The sequence below is a fragment of the Bradyrhizobium sp. Unk1 genome, assembly GCF_059512345.1.
The window spans coordinates 1-20,603 of record NZ_JCAMOP010000006.1 but is presented as its reverse complement, the minus strand read 5'-3'; the positions used below and the strand labels follow the sequence as shown (position 1 = coordinate 20,603).

The window sequence follows — 20,603 nt, the reverse complement described above, 5'->3', positions numbered from 1 at the left end:
TAGGCGCTACTCGGTGCTTGCAGCGAAATCTACGTCGGACAATTAGTTATCTCAGTTTTCCGAGCCACAGCGCAGCGAGCGCCGAGCGATTGCGCACGCCAAACTTGGCGTAGATCGACTTGACGTGGAAGTGCGTGGTGTTCGGACTTTGGTCGAGCCTCAGCGCGATCTGCTTTTCTGTATTACCGTCGAGCAGGGCGAGCAACACCCTGCGTTCAGCAGGTGAGAGGGGCGCGTTGGCGATGAGCAGACCGTGGCTGAGCAGTTGCTGACGGTGAAACCATCCCAATCCGCGCATCACGAAGCCCAGACGCTGGCCGTCCTGCGCCGAGAAGCGGGGTGTCTGCGCATCGCGAAATACGAACAGGCGAACCCTCACGTCGTCATTGAGCGCAATGCGCACGGAAATGCTGTCGACGAAGCCGACGTCCAGATAGTGCCGCCGATAGTGCTCGCCATCGAACCATTCCGGCGGCAGCGCTTCGAAGAGCAGGCGAATGCGGAACGGCTCATCTCCCGACATGGAAAGGATCTGAGACAGGTCGACGTTATCGGACCAGAGCGTATCGAACTGCTTCTGCACAGATGCTGCCACCGCCGGTATCGGGTGCAGCAGCCGGACGAGGCGAGGACGCCAGCCGAGCAAGGGATCGGCCCGCCGCGGCGAAGGCAATCGCACGAGTACACCCCATAGCACATTGCGTGCCGACAACATGGTACACAATGCGGCCATCAGGTGGGTCAGTGCGGCGTCGCCGTCGCCGACGGAGAACTCGGCCAGCTGATCCCAGAGCGCGTAAACTTCTTGATTTTGCGGATCGGTGGGATCCGTGGAGAGATGCATGTCATTCCCAAAGTGTGTGCAGATCGCCGACCTAAGCGGGCATACATAAACGACAGCAAACCACCTTTCTAGGTAGTTTTCAGACTCATCAAGTGGCGCGACATTCGGCGCGGGTGCTGGGAAGATGGGTCTTCTCACCGTAACTATTTTGGGAGATCAACGATGCGCACAGCAACGGGCGGGCGCCGGCTTGGGAGGCTCGGCGCTGGCGGGAGGTCGAGGCGATGGCTTCCCGGCATTTTCATCGCTCTGTCATGCGCAGTTCTGATTGCACTCGCGGCTGTCGCGCAGCAGCCACCGGCGAAGGTGTCGATCCGCCCGACCGGTCCGCTGCCGAGCGTCAACGTTCCCTGATCAGGCGTTTTCAGCGTATTCCCTTTGTTTTGAAATTCTATTCGCATTGGACATTTCATGATCCAGACCGCCTGCGATCAGGCATTTTTGCTCATCGTGATTTCAGTCTGCCTTAGTGCGGGTTTCGTCTGGGCTTTTTGGGAGATCGAAGAAGCTCACAGACATCGACAGCAGCGGCGCGATCTCGTGCGAAACGCACGACGCTCGATAGCATCGGGCCAATAGCCCTCCTTGGACCGTCTGCTGACGTGCTTCGGCATAATGCGCAATATGCAGCCGCATCGCAGCGGGAAGAATGGCAACTCAGCGCAATTGCTACATCCGACTCTCGTCTAAGGAGATGAACTGACGGCGTGTTGTAACAACGCCAGTCCCGAACCGGTGATTTGATACCATCAATGACTGCTGCCCCTGATCCTTCTAAAACCGCCATGCAATATCTGATATGGGCCATAGAGCACATCGAGAAAGCCGGCAACCAGGCGGCTGTGCGCCACGCGCGCAACGCTTTGAACGCGCTGCGCCGGGGCAGCGGATCACCTCACATCAAAAAACACGAGCCCTAACCGAGGGGTTGGCTGCAAACGCTTTGCGTCAACGCACCGAGAGCGTCAGGCACGCCTCTGCAACCTTGCAGAATGACGGCCGGGAAAATTGGGAATCTCAACGCCTCAGAACGAAGAGATCAGCTTGATCGCCAACAGGGTCGTAAACGCGCCAAGGGCGATGACAGCGATTTTGAAATGAAGATTACTATCCAAGCCCATTTGCCCTCACCCACACAGCGCCCTCGGCTACTCGCCCTCGCAGACCGGAAGAACCCGGTGGCTCTGGAGGAGACCACCGGGCCGACCCGCCGTCCGTTCCAATGGCTGTAGGCTGAATACTTGGCGCTGACGCGTCTGTTCGAATCCCGACAGATCGCCCCGGTTTGGTCGGACGTGTGGCTCGCAGGCCGCGTCACTGAGTGCAAGGCGCTCACCGCGCGGGGCCCTTGCGGCGGTGGCTCTTTTGGAACCGGCGACACGCGCGTGGTCAGGGTCGGCTTCCTCTCTAAGTAAGGCGCGTGCCTGCCTTCTGTCGTCGAGCATCGTGTCGGCGTAAGCCGCCTGTCTCTCGTTCAAGTTCAACCGGAGCTGTTCGCCCCAGATCATTCCTCCGGTGGAAGGGGGCGCGAGGCAAGCCAATGAGACACATTACCCGTCATTTCGGTCTCTCTGGCCTTTTTCAACAAAGCTTCTCGCTCGGCGCCGGGCGGCAATGCCATAGCGCGCTCTCGCAGCAATTTCGCCCCCACCGCAAGCCGCTCCTCTAGGCTTACGGTTTGCTTGAAACGACGTCGCTTGCCGCTCATGCAATCCTCCTGAAGACAAGGGGCCCCGACGAAACGGCATCGGCGGCGAGGGCCTTGCCGGGGCCAGTCAGTGCTGCCAAGCGTGACGTTGGCGACGAAGAAACGCGATGGATTTCATTGGGTTCCAGTCATAGCCAAAGGTCGCATATAACACCTCAGACGGGCCACCTCTCGGCGCTGCGGCAGACAAATGACCTGACCGACGACGGCCTTGACTCAGGATCGCGAGAGCGGCGGCTGGCAAGCGCGATCATTCACACACACTGAGCGCCCGAGGCTGGGGCTCAGATCGTTTTCGAGGATTGCTGGGGCCCTTAGTCGAACCACGCGACCGGTTGTGATGTCGGGTATTGTCAGTAGAGCGGATGTGAAGCGGCGCTCGCTTCAACTGCCCTTGTGAACCGAAACGGTCGTTTTGATTTAAATCAACACCAGCCAACTGGCATCTCCTTTCTTGTTTGACTGATGAGGCAGTCAGAGCAGAAGAGATTCAACCTCACGCCTGCGGTTCGTCGTGCGATGATCGCGACTAATGACCAGAAAGTATTTCGCACTTATGGGCCGAGCGGTAGCGCGTTGAAGTGCGAGCGCAATGGCGTCTCGCCGCGCATGCTCTGGAAACTACTCGCGAACGAATTGATAGAGGACGAGCCACAGACGGCGCTCACGACGGCTGTACCCGCAACCATCCGCATGCGCCTGAGTAAGGTTGCGCTGGACATATTAAAAGCGAGCTTAGACGGGAAAGCGTGAGGCGATTATCGCAGGTGACTTCGACGTGCGACGTGGCGTGATGAGGCCGGCCCCAACTGAGCGGCGGTCTTACTGATCTCGCTGGTCATTCCCGTGCTCGCGGACGACCTCTAGGGTCTCACCGCGCATCACTCGCTCGACTTCGTCGGCAAGTCGGTTGAGGTGTTCGTAAAGGCGGTTGAATACGTCGCGCTTTGCTGGGTCCGTCGCCAAGTCGCGGATCAGCGCGGCCTCTGCGGCATCGGTGCGCTGCTTTTCGATGGATGGTCGTTGAGCTAAGGCCGGAGCGCAACCAGTGTTCTCATCACCTTGCCAGCCATATGCGGTGCGGTGATGAACCTAGTCCGCGGCTATGTTGGATCAGGACCCTGCGCTATCAATGTAGAAGCCGCGCTGGAGCCGGGTCCATTGAGTCGTCAGCGAAACTCCGAAATCGTCTCCGCCAATATCCGTCACGGTAGAGTCGCAGGTCTGGCGTGCCCGAAGCGCAGTGCCACGTCGCGACAAATACTGGAGATATATTCTCACAGTGAGCGTGCTGCGAAATTTGGTAGAGAGCGAGGCCCGGTTCCACTGTGTACGTAGCGACGAGAAATTCGTCGGTAGCGAAGCAGCGGGTGGCTCTATCGTCCTCTTCGACGTGTCGGCCGTACTGCCGGAGCAGGTTGTCGGTGAGCCTAATAAGCTCCGTGACGGCTTCCCGATCGAGCGCCATCCTGCTAGCAGAGCGTCGTCTAACCAGCCTTCTTGATCGCTCGATCACTGTGGACTTGGCGTAGCCCAACAGGCCCGCGACCTGACGCGCGACGTGCTTTGTTCCCCGCACTCAAGCCTCCCCGCCAGTGATGACAAGACGCGCTACGACGTGGAACTGTTTCGTGGTTTCATCAAACCCGCTGCATCTAAAGGTAGTATACTATTTTTGGTAGCTCGCCTCCTTGACGCGTCCCGCTCGTTGAAAATACCACTCCAGGAGGTGCGTAGAACATTGTCCCTGAGGACAATGCCTGGATAAGGCCCCGCGGGGCAGCTTAGAAGACATTAGCCGCCCGGAGGCTATTCGCAGGCTGGTGGATTCAAGCCTTGAGAGCGGAAAGAAGGGCGCAGGCATTAGGATCAGTAAGAGCCCGCCATGACGAGCTGATCGGAGAATGACCGCGAACAGACTCTGGAGCAGCCTAAGGTATTCGCGCGAGCGACGTCAGCTCTTGAGGGTACAACGGACGTGCCGTGCCAGGCAGGAACACTTCCGACTTTGACCCCACTGAGACATCGGGCGGCAACGATCTACGTATGTTGCCTTGCTCTCAGCCTCCGGAGGCCACATGATCGAGTGAGGGAGGCTGAGATTTGAGAACTGTTTAGGGAGACGTTCCGATGAAATACATTTTCGCGTTTTTTGCGTTACTGATGGCAATACCAGCTCATGCAGACAGTGGGATCACTACGAAGCCCAGCAATTATTCGGTGAAGGATACGATTTCGCGCTTTGAGGCCGCCGTCAAATCAAGAGAAGGTGCAGGTTTCATTGTGTTCACTGAAATCGACCACGCCGCTGCGGGAAAGAAATTTGGTTTAGACATGCGCCCCCGTACAGTGGTCATCTTCGGCAATCCAAAACTCGGCACACCGGTGATGACAAAGACGCCATTGCTGGCGATCGACAATCCGCCGAAAGCGCTAGTCTGGGAGGATGATCAGGGCAAGGTTTGGCTCTCCTACAACTCCGCCGATTATCTGTACAAGACAATTTACCCTCGACACGGATTGGAGGCACCGACGAACTACGCGGCTTTCGCGAAATTCCTCGACGACACGACCGACGAGGCAACGAAATAAGAAGCTGCGCCGAAGCGGAAGACCCATACGACGGGTATTCCGTTCGAGTAGTGTCCGTGAGGGCAAGCGGAGCATTGAAGTAAATTGGTAGCAAGTGGAGACCATGCGGTGAAAACGGTCCATATTGGCATCGCAGCCGCTGATGACGTGAAGACGCGGGCCACGACGGCCGACAAGGGCGTGTCGCAGCGCGAGCACATCAGCTTTGCGTCGCTGGATTTGATGCATCGCGTTCTGAATCCAAATCGGTGGGGCGTCCTGAGGGCGATGATGGGACGCGGCGAGATCGGAGTTCGCGAGCTGGCGCGGATGTTGGATCGCGACGTCTATGAGGTTCATACCGACATTGTCGCGCTGACCGACGCTGGCTTGATCGAACGCACCGCAAGCGGCGCGGTGGTCTTCCCGTATGACGCGGTCCATGTCGATTTCTTTGTGAAAGCGGAAGCGCCGTCCAGTTAGAACTGGTCCTCCACACGCCGATACGCCGGATGCTTCCGGTTCTTGACCTTGCCCAATGTTGGCAGCGTCCATCCGGTGCGGCATAGCGCCTTAACGATTGCGGGCAACCACCCGGCCAAAGGGCAGCGGGGAGATCAACCCGACCGACGTTGTGTACTTCCCTCAGAATTCTCTTGATCTGCATCAAGCGCTTTCCGGTTGCCCGTGAAAGCGTTCGGCAGGGCGGGACGTCGATCATGGAGAGCAGGTCATGTCTGTCAGCTTCCTGGGGACCAAACCTCGCGCCTTCAATCCTGTAGCCGCCTCGGGGCTCACCAAAGAGGCCCTGGAAGGCACGAACGCAGCCTTGAAGGCATTAGCAACTTGGCGAAACGAGATTGCCGACACAAACCGCAAAAATGGCGAGCGGGTCCTCGACCAGATGGCGGAAGCCGCGAAGACGCTGGGATGGCCTGTGCAGGTCGTTGATGCCGCCCGCTCACAGTTGAAAAATGTTGCCGAACTCCAGGTTAAAACGATGGACCAAATGATGGACGCCTGGGAAGAGCAACTAAAGTCGCCGAGCCCGATGGCGTCACCATCTGCGATGCTGTCCAAACTAACCTCCTTGCAGGGTCTCACAGCAACTCCAGCTGCGGCAGCGAACCCGATCGAAGTATGGATGAAGCTAGCTCAGCAATGGCAACAACATTGGATCGACATGATTGGCGCAAACAACAAGCGCCAATAGTTTGCCGGTATCGGCTTTCGTCAACCGTGGACGCCGCCACTTCCGATAGAATTTCGGAAGGTAGACAGCGGCAGCACCGCTCCGAAGACAACCGCGAGAATGAAGGCACCAGCGGATCCGTCAGCCACGCATAGAGGAACACCGCGACGGCATTGCGTCGCAGAATGCATGACTATGCCCCGCAAGGCGGGGCAGCCATATGCCAACTGCCAACGAACAATCAACCCTCGAAGATGTACACCGGGACTGCGCAATGGCGGCAACGCGGGAAGGAACGATTTCGAGCCGGACGACGGTGGCATCCGAATATAGCCTCGGCGTGCTGTAAGGGAATCGGCTCGGTTTCCCGTTCAGCGTTCCAGCCAAATGTGCCCCGGCTCCCACCGGGGGCTTTTTTGACTTTAGCAATTGGAGGACAGGCGATAAGCGACGCCCCGGTGCTATTCAGGCCAGAGCGCCTCCACTAGTCTGATGGCGACGCAATAAAGCAGTAGCGCGCAGATCGCCAATGCCGGTGCCATAACGAACGCTACGATGAGCCCCACACTGAACAGACGGCGGTTGTTCATGATCGAACGCTATGCCCCTGCCCGGCCAAAGCCGCGCTGTTCCTAGTTGAGCGTCAACGTTGCTGACGCGAAGCTGGAAGAATAGACCTCGGGCGTGAAGTCGAGCGTACACAAGTGGACAGATGAAAGAGGAATGCTGGCACGTGCTCACTTGGGTGCGCTGGGCCTCCGGCGCGCTCCGGCCCCGGCGTCCTGCCTCCCTCTTCCGGCCCACGGCGTTGGGGCCGTCGCGCGTTTGTTAGTGCCCGGCAAAACGGCAGGCCAGTTCGACAAAGGCGGCCGTTGGAACGATACCTGGGGCTGCCAAGTTTTCCCGATGCCCTGCCCCAGACTCCACAGGGCACCCCGCAGTACCCCAGCTCGTGAACACCCCTGTCCGCGGGCTGGGGCTTTTTAAACCTTTTCCGGCGACAGCTTTCGCGGTGGCGGTTAGCTGAAGTAATCTCCGATCCAGCCGGGCCGGCGCTTCGGGGCTTGCGGCGGGTTCGGCTTCACCGGCTGCGGCGCTCGCCCGCCTTTCTCATAGGGGATACCGAGGCCGAATTGCTTCGGCACGAAGGCGTCGGCCTCGCCGTGCACAGCGGCTTCGCCGGCGGCGCCTTCGAGCGCAGGCGATCCAGTACCGGGTCAAAGGTCGCGTGGCCGCCATACAGTTCTTCGGCGAGCGCGATCAGCCTGTCGGCCGGCAGCGAGACGCGACCCTCTCCGAACGCGCGCAAAGTCTCAGCGTGGATGCCGATCTCCTGCGCCACCCGGCCGTAGAACATTTTCTTGATGAGCTGCTGGACGTGAACGCGTAACGCATCGGTGCCGGTGGTCTCGATTGGTGCGGGTGTTTTAGCCATGGTTGTTCCTTTGGATCTGGTCGACCAGTGAGCGGAAAGCGGTCGGGCGCGGCGGCGCGCGGTGCGCTGGAGACTTCGGCGGCGTTGTCCTGCCGGGCGTTTCACGCTGCACGATGCGCTGGCGCTCCTCGTGCTCGACGGCGACTTGCTGCTGGATCAGCGTAATCATTTCCTGAAGCACGCGTCGAATTCGTAAAGCGAAGTTCGGCTTCCCGCGAGGGGGCGACAACATGACCCGGCTGGTCGCTGCTACGTCATGCCGCAGGCGCCATGAGCCAAAGATCGTGGTGCGAGAATCATCAACCACGCATTGAGCCTCAGAGCGCCGCGGTCACCGGCTCCGCGCACTGCCATAGCCCGGCGCACACCTGCCCGTCCTCACCGAGCCGACGGAGCCGGCGCAGGCCGTCAGCGACGAGATTGGCGCGGTCGCTGCCCAAGGCGAAGCGGTGTCCGCCGTCCGCTAGGATATCGGCCAGCCGCGCGGCGGTCATAGGACCTGATCGGCGCAACACCACCAACGCAGCGCGGCCGTGGTCAAGGGTGCAGGGCAGGTCAGAGCGCAAGCAGAATGACCCCGATCATCGCACCCGAAAACAATCCGGACATCACGACAAGGATATGAAAGAGGCGATCGAACAGCATGACGTTGCTCCCAAAAGACGCATGAGACAGGCTCCGCACACTATGGTTGAAACATCTAAACATTTCACCCCCGCAGGTGTATCCCATTTGCAGCACAAGGTGTTCCGGTCGGGTCGGTACTGGGCGAGGAACGAGGGAGACCTTCGCGCTTTGCTATCGAAGTTTCGATTTCTCTAGCCGCCGGCGGATGTCCTCCCTCAAATGCATCTGTTGGCGGCGGGGAAAGGCGGCTCCGGCGCCATATCAGCCCCAAGCCAGAGCGCCGGGGCCGACCTTCTTTCTGATCTTATGGCAACAGTGGACCATTGAGGCCGAGCAGTGGCGCGGGAGACACCGGGCAGCATCTCTCTCACCAAGGCGCAACGTCGGGCGCTGGAAGCCGCAGCGCGCGGTGAAGTCAAGCACGACCCGCACATGTTTTCCTTCACACTGAACGGGCGCGGCTCGATGGCGCTCTGGAAATTGTGGCGCGGTGGATTGATAGAGCGCGGCGCCGTGGTTGATAAACGAACAATCGTCATGGTGCCGACATCGCTCGGCAGGGTCGCGCTTGGGGTAGAGACAATCTCGATTGTGTGCGCACCGACAAAGCCGCGCTGATCGAGCACGCCACCGAGATTCGCATGCGCGCGGAAATCAGGGCAGGCGAATTGCTGCGAGAGATGAAGAAGGCTGGGCAACGCGACAAGGGCAAAGGTGGCGACCGAAGATCACGGTTGCCGGCTGCTACCGTGATCGCAAAGCCACCCAAGCTCTCCGACCTCCGCATCAACGAGACACAGTCGTCGCGCTGATAGAAGCTTGCCGCGCCGCGGATTGACCACGCACACGCCCGTCGGTTCCATAGAAGCCTAGCAGCAACGGGCTTTCCGTCATGGCATCACAGGATGGCACAAACTGCACTTTCGGATTCGCACCCGTTGTGTCTAAATCGCAACGCAACTGGGGGCAACGATGAAGCAGCCTCGACCGGGGGACGAAGGCCGTCCTGTCATTCACCGGCGGACCCGTGTCGCGGGTATTATTACCGGGATCACGTGGCGCCGCATTTTCGTGAGGCTCGGGCAAAATCCTTTCAACTTAGCCGTCAATCCCGCCGATATCGAATTCGACATTCGCAGCTCATCCTCCTCGGCTGCCGGACCGGTCCTACCTCCAAGTGCTCCGGGTGGGCGGCGAGCGGCGGCCCCGGTACAAACTCCGGCCCCCAGCCTCGCGTCGGGGCTCGTCTCATCGAAGCGAGAGAGCTGGACCGAACCATCGGCCGGCACCGCCATCGAGCACATTCTGGAATCCCTTAATCATCTCGAATGCCCGGACTGCTCGACCGCGAATTTCGAGATTGATCCCGGTGATGTCGGGGAACATCTGGCTTGCTTGCAGTGTGGCGCGAGCTTCTTCCTCATGCCGCAGGCGCCCCGCGCGAAGATTGTCGTGCGGGAATGCTCGCCGCGTCATTGAGGTATCAGTTCAGTCAACGCCCGCTGATGCCGGGTCGTCTTGAAGTCCCATTTCTGTCGGCGCTGAGTGGGACCGTTCGCGGATATGTGGCCCAAGGCTGAAATGGAAGCGATGGTCTTTATCGCGACCACAGCGGCAATGCTGGTCGCAACTGCATGGATGATAGGGCTCATCGGTCGCTAACAAACCCGCACGAGGCCTTGGCCGATCAAGGCCGGCTGGCCGCGCTGAACCCATCGAGCGAATTCCAGCCGATGTGCAGGCTCGCCGCTGCGTTTGCCGCTACCGTCGCGGTCGTCACGAACACCGGCGGTCTGTCCAATGACGCGAGAAGGACGTGCGGATCGTCGGCGATCCGGCCGATCCGGAATTCCAAAAGATCCAATGCCACTAACAGGGGCGTGCCAGTGCCAAGGCGACAGACAGACACGCCGGACCGACTCGCGAACGTTCGGCCGCCCCCCAGCATCGACAGCACGATAAACGCGATGAAGCCGCCAACTGAGCCAAGCCTTACTTTCGCTTCTCGGCATTAATATGCAGGACATAGAGCGTGTCTTGGGACTCGTCCACGACTTCCATCCGCCATTCGCGGTCGGGCGTTAATTTCCCATCGAGGCCTTGGAGCATCTGCCCCGCCGTTACCGTGGCTTCATACCAAGCGGCCTGCTCGTCAGGCAGCTCCTCGCCTTCGAGGTCGAGTTCGCGGCGTTTGTGGGTGACGTGGAAGAAATAGCGCGGCATGCGCCAGTACTCCTACAGAGCCGGCCGCGGTCCAGAACAGCCAGTTTGAAGGGCCAATCGCCAGCACGATCAGCGCGATGAAAAGGCGATCTTCCCATCCCATGACTCACGGTTGCGCGGGTCACAGCGCCACCATTGATGTACATCAAGAGCGAGCCGTGGCGCAGCTCGCATGAAGGCGGTGACCACGCGCGTGTCTCGCTGCCGGTTCCAATATTAGTCCAGCCCGTGGAATCGGCGGCGAAGACTGCGGATGCAAGGCGCGGAGCCGTTGTTCCTAATTGACGGAACCGGCTCTCTTGTCACGTTGATGGTGCCGATGAGTCTCCATGTTCTGCAGCACTCCAAGGAACGCAACGTCGACCGCAGCCATGGGTTGTCACGCGTCGAACGTGTTCCCATCGCCGGTTGCTCCCTGCGCAACCGGAAGAGCCATGTCAGCTTGCGACGGCCTTAGAAGCCCCGCGAGGGATCTCGCCCGGAACGCTGCCAACCGTTCCATGAGTGGGTAGCGTCATTCTAGCAGGTCGCTTCATTGATTCAGGTCAAGAACGCCGTTGACGAAGAGCTACTACCGTCCGGCCACGAACTTTCGATCGTCACATGAAGCGCTCCGAAAGAGGAGGTTTGGATGAGTATTTTTGGTAAGATTGCGGGCGCAATCTTTGGTACCAAGGCTGAAGCGGCCACGTCGGGCAGCACCAAGGCGGAAGCGGCCCCGTCGGCTAGCACCACGGCTTCGGCCGCTTCTGCGAGTCCGAGTAGCGTTGGCAGTCAATCTTCGACGCCGACGCAGGCGGTCGATATCGCTCTTGTTCTCGACGAGGCCGTCGCAGCCAAGGGGGAAAAGCTGCAGTGGCGAACGTCCATTGTCGATCTGATGAAGGCACTCGACATCGACTCGAGCATTGGCGCGCGCAAGGAGCTTGCCAAGGAACTCGGCTTCACCGGCGACACCAATGACTCGGCAAGTATGAATGTTTGGCTGCACAAGCAGGTGATGACCAAACTGGCGGACAATGGCGGAAATGTACCTGCCGATCTGAAGCATTGAACATGGGATTGGCGACCGGCCCCGTGGGTGACCGTGACAAGCAACGCCGCTTCAAACGTTTCGAGGAGGACAGTCGTGGCGGACAAATCGAACTTTACGAAGGAAGAGTGGACGCTTCTGCTTGAGAGCCCGATGATGGCTGGCATGGCCATCACTGCGGCCGATCCAAGCGGCCTTTGGGGTTTGCTAAAAGAATCATTGGCCGGCGGCAATGCGCTCGCGAAGGCGCTTTCCGATCCCGGCGCCAATCCGTTGGTGAAGGCGCTTGCTGCCGACTTTTCGACGAGCGAGGCGCGAAGCGCTGCGCGCGATGGACTCAAAACCAAGTTCGCCAACAGTCAGCCCGCAGACGTCAAGATTAAATCGGTTGAAGCTTTGCGCCAGGTTTCGGCCGTCTTGACGGCAAAGGCTCCTGGCGACGCTGCAGCCTTTAAGAGTTGGTTGCGTCAGATCAGTCAAGCTACCGCCGAAGCCGCAAAAGAAGGTGGCGGCTTACTAGGTCTTGGCGGCGTTCAGGTCAGTGAGGCCGAGAAAGCGACCTTGGCCGAAATTTCAGGCGCTCTCGGGGTTTGATCGGACTGACGAACCCAAGACGGCGGAAAACACGCGAAGGAGGTAACATGAACCGCGGAATGCCGTCGATGACTGCACTTCTTGGGACGCTTGCTCTTGCTGGATATCAGACGGGACAAGCTCCCCGAATTGTTAACAGCTGCGGCGAGCTTTTCTAACACCGGGGACAGTAAACAGCCGGGAGCCCAGGACGGCCTGCCAGACGCCTTGAGCCGCATGGCCGCATCGACGACGCATTGGCATACTACAAGGATATCAGCCGAAGAAACTGAGGGGGACGGCCTCATCCGGCCACCGGGGCGATCGTCCCCTTCTGCCACTAGGTCTGTTAGATAACGTGTCCGAAAAACCAAAGAAGGTCTTTACCGTAATCGGTCCGCTGGTTGCTCTGGCGATCGCGGCGATAATGTTGCTGATCGCTGGGGAACCGACATCGGCGCAGTTTTTCAACTTCGGCGGATTTCAGCAGCGGCCGCAGCCGCAACGCGGCGGTGGCTGGGGTGGCGGCTGGTTCGGGAATGACTCATTTGGCCCGTTCCAGCAACGTGTTCCCCAGCCTCGTTGGGAGAGACGGCAAACCGCACCGTCTGCGCGAGAGGACTTTTCCAGAGCGCCGCCGCCAGCAAAACGGGACGTAATACCTGAGCGCAACGTGCTCGTGCTCGGCGACAGCATGGCGGACTGGCTGGCCTATGGCCTGGAAGACGCCTATAGCGAACAGCCCGAAATGGGCGTGATCCGGAAACACAAGACCACCTCCGGCCTGATCAAGTACCAGCCCAATGGTGAGCCCTCGGACTGGACCGCCGCGGCAAGGGGCATCCTCGATAACGAAAAGCCCGACGTCATCGTCGTCTTACTCGGGCTCAATGACCGCATTGCAATCCGCGAGCCTGCGCCCGACAAGTCCGACAAACCGGCTGACAAGAACGACAAGAACGCGCGTACCAAGGTGCCGGCAAATTCAAATACCAAACTGGACGGCGCGGACGCCGCAGCCAGCCCGGACGATGCCGATTTGCCGCAGGACGATGCCGACAATGCGGCGCAGATCAAGGCACTGGCAAAGAGCGCACGCTCGTCCAATGGCGTCTCTGAATTCCACGACGACCACTGGGCGGAACTCTACAGCAAGAAGATCGAGGAACTGATCGGCGTGCTCAAGACCAAGGGCGTGCCGGTACTCTGGGTCGGCCTGCCGGCGATCCGCGGAGAGAAGAGCACGGCGGACATGCTGTTCCTGGATTCGCTCTACCGCGAGCGCGCCAACAAGGCCGGCATCACCTATGTTGACGTCTGGGACGGCTTTGTTGATGAGGCCGGCCGCTTCCTGCAAAAGGGCCCAGACTTCGAAGGCCAGATCCGCCAGCTCCGCACCCCTGACGGCGTCTATTTCACCAAGCCCGGCGCGCGCAAGCTCGCGCACTATGTCGAGCGCGAGATCACGCGGCTATTGGCCGCGCGCTCCGGCCCGGCCGAGCTCCCGCGCGAGCCGGCGACACCGGACGCCAGTGCGGAGCCCGGCCAGCCCGCGCCGCGGCCGCTGGCCGGGCCGATCGTGCCACTGGTTGCAGTTTCGATCTCGACCGATCATTTGCTGGGAGGACCGGGATTGCCTCCGGTTCAGGTCGACGCGCTGGCCGCGCGGACGCTGGTGAAGGGCGAACCGCTGAACCCGCCTGCGGGCCGCGCCGACGATCCCTCCTGGCCGCGCCGCGAGATCGGTGTCGAACAGGCCCTCCCTGAGGTGCCGGTGGCATCGATATCGATGGCGCCAGCGGCTTCGCCTACTTCGAAAAAACATCGCCGCTAAAGTGATATACAGGCCGCCTCCTGTTGATGCGCGACTCCACCCAAGCCGAGTATGATCGCTTCGGCGGCGTACCGTGGCCAGGCAATCAAATCACTAGCACGGTTTTGGTATCTGAACATCCCATCTAGGCCTGTTAGAGCGTGCCAACGTGACGTTTGGTGCCCTCGCGCAGCTTCGGGAAGCGAAGGTCGACCGGCGGGGGTCTCCCAGACGGGTCGTCCCAACCGACGCCGAGCAGTCCAGCTAGCGGATCCACGCCGTAGCACCGACCGGAGTGGCGCTTCATAGCTCCAATCAGGACCCACTAGCCAGTTGCGAGCCTAGATTCGTCGGTGGTTGCGCCTCGACAATCATGGCCTTGATCTGGTCGAATGACGAAGCCGAAAGAGGCGACCTTAGGCCGCCTCCCTAATCTTCGCCTTGCTTATTGACAAACGTACATGATGCCGTCCCCGCCCTTTACAAAGCGTACCGGGGACACAGCCAATACCGTTCCGCGCGGCGTAATCAGTCCAGCCGCTATAGCCGTATGTCCAAGGTCCGTCCGCTTAATAGGCTCGCACTGCATACCAAGGCAGGCTGGTCGTATCGCGATATAGCCGCCACAGTAGAGGCGCCCGACATACAGCCGCGTTTGCGCCTCAGCCTTGTGAACCGACAGCGACAGACCACTTTGCTCTGACCAGCCGAACGAAAGGAATGTCGCGCATGCGAAAGTGGACGCAGCCGCCAAAAGTATTTTAGTATTCATACTTGCCTCCATTGTTGGGTGGATCCCAGCGGAGCAAGTATGGAGCTCGTACAGAACTTCCGTAGCGTTAAATCAAAGGCGTCACTGGCTTTGGTCAAGCGTGTGCTCAAGGCCAAGCACCCCCGCTGCGATCCAAATCGGCAGGCCTGACCGAGCGGAAGTTAACCCGGCATAGTGCCGAGATGCCCAAAGTGCGTCAGATCATGAAGAGCACCTAGGGATGCGCCCGCCGCGAGAGCTTCCCTATGTCATCTGTCAAAGCAAACGCGATGCTTCTTGTTGGGTAGGTAGTCGCCCCTGCGGCGTCAGTTGATTGACCACTTCGGCAGACGTGCACTCAAAGTCTTGACTAATTCATCACGCGACATCGCCGTCATCTGCGTGAGTATTTTGACCTGATCCTCGGTCAGCACTTTTGACAAAACGTCCGGCGAAATCGGTTTGTTAGGCTCGTTGCAACCCAGGAGTTGGCGACGTCGGCATGGCCTTTCTGCTGAAATTGGTTGAGCAGATCGCTTAGGCCGCCGGTTACCGTCGGCCCGGCGGCGTCGCCGCCGAGAAGGCCGCCCAATCCGCCACTGAGCAAATCGCTGAGACTACCGCGTGAACCGGAAGCGGATGCGTTGCTGGGATCGGTCGGAGCTGGACTTGATTGGCCTCCGCCCAGGTGTTTCATGGCCTTGTGCGCAAGCAGGCCCATACCGGCCATGGCGACGGGCGACCTACCGCCGCGCGTTCCGGCGGCAGGCCGGGAAGCTTGCCCCCGCGGACCAAGCTGCATTCCGTTCAGAGCGTCGAGTAAACCCATTGTTGCCTCCTGTTGAAAGGTAGCTGTAACCTGGCTCTCGAGCCTGGCATCACGCGCGATATCTGCTCATTCGCGCGCGGACATGCGCGGCGGGGTGTTTATTTTGCGCTTGATCTATTTCGAGCCGGTGGTCGCAACGCTGCCCGTGGTCACGCCCCTCCGGTCATTGCGCCGGACTTCGCGCTCTTCTCGGCGGTCTTGGCGGCCTTCGCGTCGGTCCTCACGGCGATCTCGGCGGCCTTCGCGCCGGTCTTGGCGCCGCTCCATCCCTGCGGTCTGAGCCTCCACCTCTGGAACGGCTAAGATAGTGGCTGGCAACGCCAAGCCCAACGCTGCGGCTAAGAGCGAAAACGCTGATCGACGCGAAATCAATCCCGATTGGATTTCCCTAGCAATGTCTAAACTTCCTTTGTTTTTTGTTCCTGCCCCGCAATAGTAGCAAGGGGGTTACGATCCTCGACGTTGATCTAGATCAACCACCGTCCGCCAGACCTCGCAAGAAGTGAGGAGATGTGCGAGCAAAGGCGTTTGCGTACGAGCGAAAGAACCGCATTTGTTCATTGGATAAGCGGGAGCATCAGATGAGCATAATCTGGACCATCATCATTGGCTTTATTGTCGGAGTGATTGCCAAGTTTCTCATGCCCGGAAGCAACGAGCCTTCGGGTTTCATTCTCACCGCGATATTGGGCATCGTAGGTGCGTTCGTAGCGACCTTCCTAGGACAGGCCCTGGGTTGGTATGGGTCCAATGAAAGCGCAGGCTGGATTGGCAGCGTCGTCGGCGCAATCATCGTCCTATTCGTCTACGGACTGATCGCCGGCCGTCGAAGCGCCGCCTGATCCGTCCGGCACTTTGGTATTGCACCTTCGCACGCGGGTTTTTCAGGACGAACCCATAGTGCCCGTCTCGAACCCTTATAAGTGCGACGAAGTAGTGCAAACAGACTTCCACCGGTTGCCGCTCCGAGGAAGTAGACGACGATCGTCTTCGAGCAGGTTCCGCTGATCGAGCACGTGACGCGCGTCATCGAGCCGATGTAAGCTTCCAGGAGACGGTCCAAAAACACGATTTTGCGCGCAAGGTCGTTGGCATCGGAAGCGTCGGCACCGGGTGCTGTGCTGGGTGCTCCTGTTGCAGGGCACCGACGAGGACGATCCGCTCTTTCTCCAGATCAAGGAAGCACAACAGTCGGTACTTGCACCTTACATCAGCATCAAGTTGCCATTTGACCACCAAGGCCGCAGGGTAGTCATGGGGCAGCGCCTCACACAAGGTTCGCCGGACATTTTCCTGGGTTGGGCACGAACTGACGGAAGGGATTTCTACGTTCGCCGCTTTCAGAATTGAAGGGCGGTGCCGAGCTCGAAGATCTTGAGACTCTGTCCGACTACTGCGGGATGTGTGGTTGGGCGCTGGCTTCGGCGCACGCCAAGTCTGGCGATGCTGCAACGATTGCTGGTTATTGCGGCAAGAGCGACGCACTTGACCAAGCCATCTGCAAGTTTGCGGTGAGCTATGCCATGCAGACCGAGCAAGACTACGAGGCTTTTGCCAAATCGAAGCAGGCGGCTCGGTCCAAAGTCGCGGGGTCTGCTTCCGGCGGTTGATTTACTGATCCCCGTCGTTGGCCAGTAGACCGATTTGCGGTGCGAAGCGATGCTTGAGCGGAGGGTTTCTTATGCGCGATTCTGTTGACGGGTCAGGCGTGACTCACGCCCATTTGCGAACTCCAAAAGCTGCCGCCATAGCCGGAGTTGTGTTCTCCGTCCTCCTTTTTGCGGTATTTCTGCTGATGCGACATTCGGTGCCGCGAGACCCGCTCGAGGCGGGAGTGTGGCTGCACACCGGCACGACCAACGTTTTGGTGGCGTTAAACCTCGTGCCCTTTGCAGGTATTGCCTTTCTCTGGTTTGTCGGCGCACTCCGCGACAAGCTGGGGCAACGCGAGGATCAATTTTTTGCCACTGTGTTTCTTGGCAGTGGCTTGCTGTTGTTGGCGATGCTGTTTGCGGCTGCAGCCGTCGTGGGCGCGATCATACTTGCATTTCATGCGGCTCCGGAAATGGTCAATTCGGCAACTTTCCATTTTGGGCGCGGCCTGGCCTACGGAATGATCAATATTTACGTGGTGAAAACGGCGTCCGTTTTCATGATTACGACTTCGACCATCGGCGTTTATACGGGTTTCACGCCGCGCTGGTTGGCACTGACCGGATATGCGGTCGCAGCCATTCTCTTGATCGGTAGCTACTATTTCGACTGGAGTCTGGTGGTATTCCCGATTTGGGTTCTATTGGTCAGCGTCTGCATTTTGACGGACAGCAAGGTCGAGACTAAAGCGCGAAGCTCTTAGTGCCTCTCGCGAAATTTGCAGAGTGTGTGTTCCAAAAAAGGCGAAACCGGCGTCGGTCAATCAGTCGCGCATATCCGCTTAGGGGAAGCAACCCGGCTTGACCGTTCACTGAATGAGCACGTCCTGATCGCGTCCGGCGCGGCCAAGCCTGGAATGCCTCAGCGACAAGATTAGCGGAAAAGCCGTCGCCGGGTTGAGCACTGCGACGGCTTCTTCGTTACGCGATCAGACGGTCGCGACTACCCGCCGCGTCGCATGAAGGAAACGGTTAGCGGGAGCTGCGACGCCATCAATTAGATGACGCTCCTGTTTGCGCAATTCATCGACTAGACGTTCGAGGTAGGGCGGCAGAGGCGAGGCTTCAAGAGATAAGTTCTGTTGCAATCTGTCACCCACCTCGTCACAGATCGACCGGGCAGTCTTACGATCGATGTGATCCGATTTTCGACTGGTCGGCTCCATATCGCGACCTTTCGGTAGGCCCCATAATTAACTTAAGTTACAGAGATGCGAAAATGTTTCGCGTCCCTTCGAAGAATGCCGATGGTTCCATTTAATGGAACGAAGACACTTGCGTCAGACCGATTGCCAGCGCTGATACCTGCAACCCGCCGAGTTAGTGAAACTCTCAGGGCGCGACTTTCAAAACGTTCAGGATGTCCGTTCCGGGTCACAAGTTGTCGATCACGACGAAGCAGCGCGTCCTCCGCTCCAAACTCCCAAGCGGACGTTTATGAGCCTCCCGCCCTACGCATCGGCAAAACCGGCGCCGGCGGCTGAGACGGGCAGCCCGCTGCAGGACGCCCCGTTGCCTCCGGGACACGAGAACTGTAGCCAGCTTGTATCTCAATTGCCGTGTCCGCTATGCGCGCAGAAGACGACGTTGAAGCGGAGTCGCTCGATGCCGTCGATCGCCAAAATCGGAAATGGCAGACGCAAACAATGATTTCTCCCGCGGATGCCGACGCAAGTTCCGCGTTCGCGTCCAGGGCTTTTGGGCGCTGCTCTAGCTGGGCCAATTGAACTTCGAACAAAAGTTTACGCTCCCACGATGTTAAGTCGTGCCGTTCCTGGCGCTTCGCTGGCGGACGTTCCCTTGAGCATCCAAACCAGTCACGGTCCATGACCCTTATTTAGCTGAAATGAACAGGCAGACTTCACGCTCTCGTCATACTTGGCTGGCTCAGTAAAGCACTTGGGGCAACCGCTCAGGAAGTCCAATCTCGACGGCGAAGGGGAATATTCGAAGAGAGCATTGGGGCCACTGAAGGGAGAACGCCATGACGCGATTTTCAGCAATTGCCGCAGCATTCCTCCTCGCTACTACTGCGTCTGTTCCAATGATATTTGTGACAACAAACCCTGCATCTGCCCAAGAAGCACGTGACAGGGACGGAGGGATGGGCCGCGATCTGCGGGATCTCCTGAGGGATCGGATACGGACGCGCGAGGATCTCCGCGATCTCATCGTCGACCTTCTTCGCGACCGGCCGGAGCTGCGAAGCCGCCTGCGCGAGCGGATGAGCAACTGGCGTGACCGCGAGGAAGATGAGGACGACGGAGCCGGGCGCGGCCACCTGCGGGAACGGTTCGCCGAGAGGATAGCTGAGCGGCGCCACGGCGGAGAGGAAGGAGAGTGTTATTTCCTCACCCGGAGCTTGCGAGACGCGGACGGAGATTTTCTCGTTATCGTTCGCCGACGGATATGCCCGGACTAGGGATATCTCCAAATCGGCTATCCTGATTGAGTGCTCGACAGAAATGTCGCTCCAGCAGAGCCAGAGCGGGGCAATCGAGGAACAACGTCCCGCTCCCGAGGTGCACCCCCAAATTGGAGAGCGATCATGAACAAGGCTATTGTCGTTACGGCCATGCTTTTGCTGTTTTCGCCGCCCGCTTTTGGCCAGAACGCAGCTGGCGCCGATGGACGGGATTCCTCCGCTCGAATTGACCGTGATTTGGACGAACTGTTGCGAGGTGCCGACTCTGGTCGCGGCGGCGACCCTGGTCGCGGCGTCCTTCGCCGAGGTGGTGGTGCCGCATTCTTCATGCGGAACGGAGATGCGACGATTGCTGTGCGATGCGATCCACAAGAATCCATGAAATCATGCGTGGACAACACTCTAACCTTATTGGACAAGGCGCGGTCAATTCAGCCGTCGGCGGCAACGCAGGGGGGCACCCCTGGCGGACAACCTCCGTCTCGATGACCGCGCACGCGGCCCCGCCGTCCTTCGATGACGCTGCCGAACAGATCGAGCGGCCAACGGACTAGGCATTGCGTCCTCATACGGGGAGCTCGGTGGATCAGAGCTCACGCAAGATAACGAGTGCCCGCTCACGGACACTGGAGTTCCGCATCCAGCCGTGCTCGTTTTACCTGCGGTTGCGCTGTGTACCGCGTCGGATTCTCGTTTCAGGATTTTCGTCGGCCTTACTTTCGAGAGCCGACCTTCACGAGCATTTCAATACTTCCGCTCAGGGTCAAACTCAGAAGTCCGAGTGCGCAACTAGCCAGTCCGCTTTACCTCAAAGGCAGACGTTGCGAGCCGGGCCTATCAGGTCCGAAAAGCCCGATTGCAACGGCCGGCTTGATCAGGATCGACGGTCACAACTGCAGACGTATATCCGGCTTCTTGATGCGGCTG

Annotated in this window: 23 protein-coding genes and 1 pseudogene; 15 read left to right on the top strand and 9 right to left on the bottom strand. The window is 59.3% G+C overall.

Annotated elements, in window-relative coordinates:
* Positions 1-46 precede the first annotated feature (46 nt).
* On the bottom strand, positions 47-844 hold the full coding sequence (locus tag AC5ZFO_RS09150; protein WP_496121998.1) for a helix-turn-helix transcriptional regulator: 798 nt from the start codon (positions 842-844) through the stop codon (positions 47-49).
* Positions 845-1,596: 752 nt separating this feature from the next.
* Between AC5ZFO_RS09150 and AC5ZFO_RS09145 the strand changes: the two genes are divergently transcribed.
* Entirely contained in the window at positions 1,597-1,764 is a 168-nt protein-coding gene (locus AC5ZFO_RS09145) for a hypothetical protein (protein WP_496121997.1), read from the top strand.
* 584 nt (positions 1,765-2,348) lie between these two features.
* On the opposite strand, the gene AC5ZFO_RS09140 is transcribed toward AC5ZFO_RS09145, so the two are convergent.
* Positions 2,349-2,552: a hypothetical protein gene (locus AC5ZFO_RS09140; protein WP_496121996.1), complete on the bottom strand. Its 204-nt coding sequence runs from the start codon at positions 2,550-2,552 to the stop codon at positions 2,349-2,351.
* 465 nt (positions 2,553-3,017) lie between these two features.
* Here AC5ZFO_RS09140 and AC5ZFO_RS09135 point away from each other — a divergent pair, with 465 nt between their 5' ends.
* From AC5ZFO_RS09135 to AC5ZFO_RS09120, 4 genes are all read left to right on the top strand, one after another.
* Positions 3,018-3,305, top strand: a complete 288-nt coding sequence (locus tag AC5ZFO_RS09135) for a hypothetical protein (RefSeq protein WP_496121995.1) — start codon at positions 3,018-3,020, stop codon at positions 3,303-3,305.
* Positions 3,306-4,682: 1,377 nt separating this feature from the next.
* Entirely contained in the window at positions 4,683-5,144 is a 462-nt protein-coding gene (locus AC5ZFO_RS09130; RefSeq protein ID WP_496121994.1) for a DUF302 domain-containing protein, read from the top strand.
* A 108-nt stretch (positions 5,145-5,252) separates the two neighbouring features.
* Complete coding sequence (locus tag AC5ZFO_RS09125; RefSeq protein ID WP_496121993.1) at positions 5,253-5,606, top strand: HVO_A0114 family putative DNA-binding protein; 354 nt, start codon at positions 5,253-5,255, stop codon at positions 5,604-5,606.
* Positions 5,607-5,856: 250 nt separating this feature from the next.
* Positions 5,857-6,336, top strand: a complete 480-nt coding sequence (locus AC5ZFO_RS09120; protein WP_496121992.1) for a hypothetical protein — start codon at positions 5,857-5,859, stop codon at positions 6,334-6,336.
* Positions 6,337-7,396: 1,060 nt separating this feature from the next.
* Here the strand turns inward: AC5ZFO_RS09120 and AC5ZFO_RS09115 are convergent.
* The 3 genes from AC5ZFO_RS09115 to AC5ZFO_RS09105 form a co-directional block, all read right to left on the bottom strand.
* On the bottom strand, positions 7,397-7,750 hold the full coding sequence (locus AC5ZFO_RS09115) for a hypothetical protein (protein WP_496121991.1): 354 nt from the start codon (positions 7,748-7,750) through the stop codon (positions 7,397-7,399).
* Positions 7,743-7,931 (bottom strand): hypothetical protein, encoded by a 189-nt coding sequence (locus AC5ZFO_RS09110; RefSeq protein WP_496121990.1) that lies wholly within the window; start codon positions 7,929-7,931, stop codon positions 7,743-7,745. Before AC5ZFO_RS09110 ends, AC5ZFO_RS09115 begins: the two co-directional genes overlap by 8 nt.
* 136 nt (positions 7,932-8,067) lie before the next feature.
* Positions 8,068-8,244 (bottom strand): hypothetical protein, encoded by a 177-nt coding sequence (locus AC5ZFO_RS09105; protein ID WP_496121989.1) that lies wholly within the window; start codon positions 8,242-8,244, stop codon positions 8,068-8,070.
* A gap of 469 nt (positions 8,245-8,713) precedes the next feature.
* Between AC5ZFO_RS09105 and AC5ZFO_RS09100 the strand changes: the two genes are divergently transcribed.
* From AC5ZFO_RS09100 to AC5ZFO_RS09090, 3 genes are all read left to right on the top strand, one after another.
* Entirely contained in the window at positions 8,714-8,995 is a 282-nt protein-coding gene (locus AC5ZFO_RS09100) for a hypothetical protein (RefSeq protein WP_496121988.1), read from the top strand.
* Positions 8,971-9,189, top strand: a complete 219-nt coding sequence (locus AC5ZFO_RS09095) for a hypothetical protein (RefSeq protein ID WP_496121987.1) — start codon at positions 8,971-8,973, stop codon at positions 9,187-9,189. The genes AC5ZFO_RS09100 and AC5ZFO_RS09095 overlap by 25 nt, the downstream gene beginning before the upstream one ends.
* A 160-nt stretch (positions 9,190-9,349) precedes the next feature.
* A complete protein-coding gene (locus tag AC5ZFO_RS09090) occupies positions 9,350-9,856 on the top strand; it encodes a hypothetical protein (RefSeq protein ID WP_496121986.1) in 507 nt (168 codons plus the stop codon).
* Between the two features lie 208 nt (positions 9,857-10,064).
* On the opposite strand, the gene AC5ZFO_RS09085 is transcribed toward AC5ZFO_RS09090, so the two are convergent.
* Complete coding sequence (locus tag AC5ZFO_RS09085) at positions 10,065-10,334, bottom strand: hypothetical protein (RefSeq protein WP_496121985.1); 270 nt, start codon at positions 10,332-10,334, stop codon at positions 10,065-10,067.
* 35 nt (positions 10,335-10,369) lie between these two features.
* Entirely contained in the window at positions 10,370-10,600 is a 231-nt protein-coding gene (locus tag AC5ZFO_RS09080; protein WP_496121984.1) for a DUF6894 family protein, read from the bottom strand.
* A 631-nt stretch (positions 10,601-11,231) separates the two neighbouring features.
* Between AC5ZFO_RS09080 and AC5ZFO_RS09075 the strand changes: the two genes are divergently transcribed.
* The 3 genes from AC5ZFO_RS09075 to AC5ZFO_RS09065 all read left to right on the top strand — a co-directional run bounded on the left by AC5ZFO_RS09075 (position 11,232) and on the right by AC5ZFO_RS09065 (position 14,040).
* Positions 11,232-11,654: a DUF3597 domain-containing protein gene (locus tag AC5ZFO_RS09075; RefSeq protein ID WP_496121983.1), complete on the top strand. Its 423-nt coding sequence runs from the start codon at positions 11,232-11,234 to the stop codon at positions 11,652-11,654.
* Between the two features lie 75 nt (positions 11,655-11,729).
* Positions 11,730-12,227 (top strand): hypothetical protein, encoded by a 498-nt coding sequence (locus tag AC5ZFO_RS09070; RefSeq protein ID WP_496121982.1) that lies wholly within the window; start codon positions 11,730-11,732, stop codon positions 12,225-12,227.
* Positions 12,228-12,633: 406 nt separating this feature from the next.
* Positions 12,634-14,040 carry an SGNH/GDSL hydrolase family protein gene (locus tag AC5ZFO_RS09065; RefSeq protein ID WP_496122047.1) on the top strand — a complete coding sequence of 469 codons (1,407 nt, stop codon included), beginning with the start codon at positions 12,634-12,636 and terminating at the stop codon, positions 14,038-14,040.
* Between the two features lie 1,056 nt (positions 14,041-15,096).
* On the opposite strand, the pseudogene AC5ZFO_RS09060 reads toward AC5ZFO_RS09065, so the two are convergent.
* Positions 15,097-15,467 (bottom strand): annotated as a pseudogene (locus AC5ZFO_RS09060) (YidB family protein).
* A 713-nt stretch (positions 15,468-16,180) separates the two neighbouring features.
* Here AC5ZFO_RS09060 and AC5ZFO_RS09055 point away from each other — a divergent pair.
* From AC5ZFO_RS09055 to AC5ZFO_RS09040, 4 genes are all read left to right on the top strand, one after another.
* Entirely contained in the window at positions 16,181-16,441 is a 261-nt protein-coding gene (locus AC5ZFO_RS09055) for a GlsB/YeaQ/YmgE family stress response membrane protein (protein WP_496121981.1), read from the top strand.
* Positions 16,442-16,733: 292 nt separating this feature from the next.
* Complete coding sequence (locus AC5ZFO_RS09050) at positions 16,734-16,949, top strand: DUF2252 family protein (protein WP_496121980.1); 216 nt, start codon at positions 16,734-16,736, stop codon at positions 16,947-16,949.
* Entirely contained in the window at positions 16,946-17,209 is a 264-nt protein-coding gene (locus AC5ZFO_RS09045; RefSeq protein WP_496121979.1) for a DUF2252 family protein, read from the top strand. The genes AC5ZFO_RS09050 and AC5ZFO_RS09045 overlap by 4 nt, the downstream gene beginning before the upstream one ends.
* A gap of 71 nt (positions 17,210-17,280) precedes the next feature.
* Entirely contained in the window at positions 17,281-17,955 is a 675-nt protein-coding gene (locus tag AC5ZFO_RS09040) for a hypothetical protein (RefSeq protein ID WP_496121978.1), read from the top strand.
* 1,292 nt (positions 17,956-19,247) lie between these two features.
* On the opposite strand, the gene AC5ZFO_RS09035 is transcribed toward AC5ZFO_RS09040, so the two are convergent.
* Positions 19,248-20,048 carry a hypothetical protein gene (locus AC5ZFO_RS09035; RefSeq protein WP_496121977.1) on the bottom strand — a complete coding sequence of 267 codons (801 nt, stop codon included), beginning with the start codon at positions 20,046-20,048 and terminating at the stop codon, positions 19,248-19,250.
* Between the last annotated feature and the right edge of the window lie 555 nt (positions 20,049-20,603).

Excerpts from the sequence above, each read along its gene's own strand:
- AC5ZFO_RS09150 (WP_496121998.1), bottom strand. The coding sequence starts at position 844 with ATGCATCTCTCCACGGATCCCACCGATCCGCAAAATCAAGAAGTTTAC.
- AC5ZFO_RS09090 (WP_496121986.1), top strand. The coding sequence starts at position 9,350 with ATGAAGCAGCCTCGACCGGGGGACGAAGGCCGTCCTGTCATTCACCGG.
- AC5ZFO_RS09115 (WP_496121991.1), bottom strand. The coding sequence starts at position 7,750 with ATGGCTAAAACACCCGCACCAATCGAGACCACCGGCACCGATGCGTTA.
- AC5ZFO_RS09080 (WP_496121984.1), bottom strand. The coding sequence starts at position 10,600 with ATGCCGCGCTATTTCTTCCACGTCACCCACAAACGCCGCGAACTCGAC.
- AC5ZFO_RS09120 (WP_496121992.1), top strand. The coding sequence starts at position 5,857 with ATGTCTGTCAGCTTCCTGGGGACCAAACCTCGCGCCTTCAATCCTGTA.
- AC5ZFO_RS09055 (WP_496121981.1), top strand. The coding sequence starts at position 16,181 with ATGAGCATAATCTGGACCATCATCATTGGCTTTATTGTCGGAGTGATT.
- AC5ZFO_RS09140 (WP_496121996.1), bottom strand. The coding sequence starts at position 2,552 with ATGAGCGGCAAGCGACGTCGTTTCAAGCAAACCGTAAGCCTAGAGGAG.
- AC5ZFO_RS09105 (WP_496121989.1), bottom strand. The coding sequence starts at position 8,244 with ATGACCGCCGCGCGGCTGGCCGATATCCTAGCGGACGGCGGACACCGC.
- AC5ZFO_RS09135 (WP_496121995.1), top strand. The coding sequence starts at position 3,018 with ATGAGGCAGTCAGAGCAGAAGAGATTCAACCTCACGCCTGCGGTTCGT.
- AC5ZFO_RS09075 (WP_496121983.1), top strand. The coding sequence starts at position 11,232 with ATGAGTATTTTTGGTAAGATTGCGGGCGCAATCTTTGGTACCAAGGCT.
- AC5ZFO_RS09145 (WP_496121997.1), top strand. The coding sequence starts at position 1,597 with ATGACTGCTGCCCCTGATCCTTCTAAAACCGCCATGCAATATCTGATA.
- AC5ZFO_RS09040 (WP_496121978.1), top strand. The coding sequence starts at position 17,281 with ATGCGCGATTCTGTTGACGGGTCAGGCGTGACTCACGCCCATTTGCGA.
- AC5ZFO_RS09065 (WP_496122047.1), top strand. The coding sequence starts at position 12,634 with ATGTTGCTGATCGCTGGGGAACCGACATCGGCGCAGTTTTTCAACTTC.
- AC5ZFO_RS09130 (WP_496121994.1), top strand. The coding sequence starts at position 4,683 with ATGAAATACATTTTCGCGTTTTTTGCGTTACTGATGGCAATACCAGCT.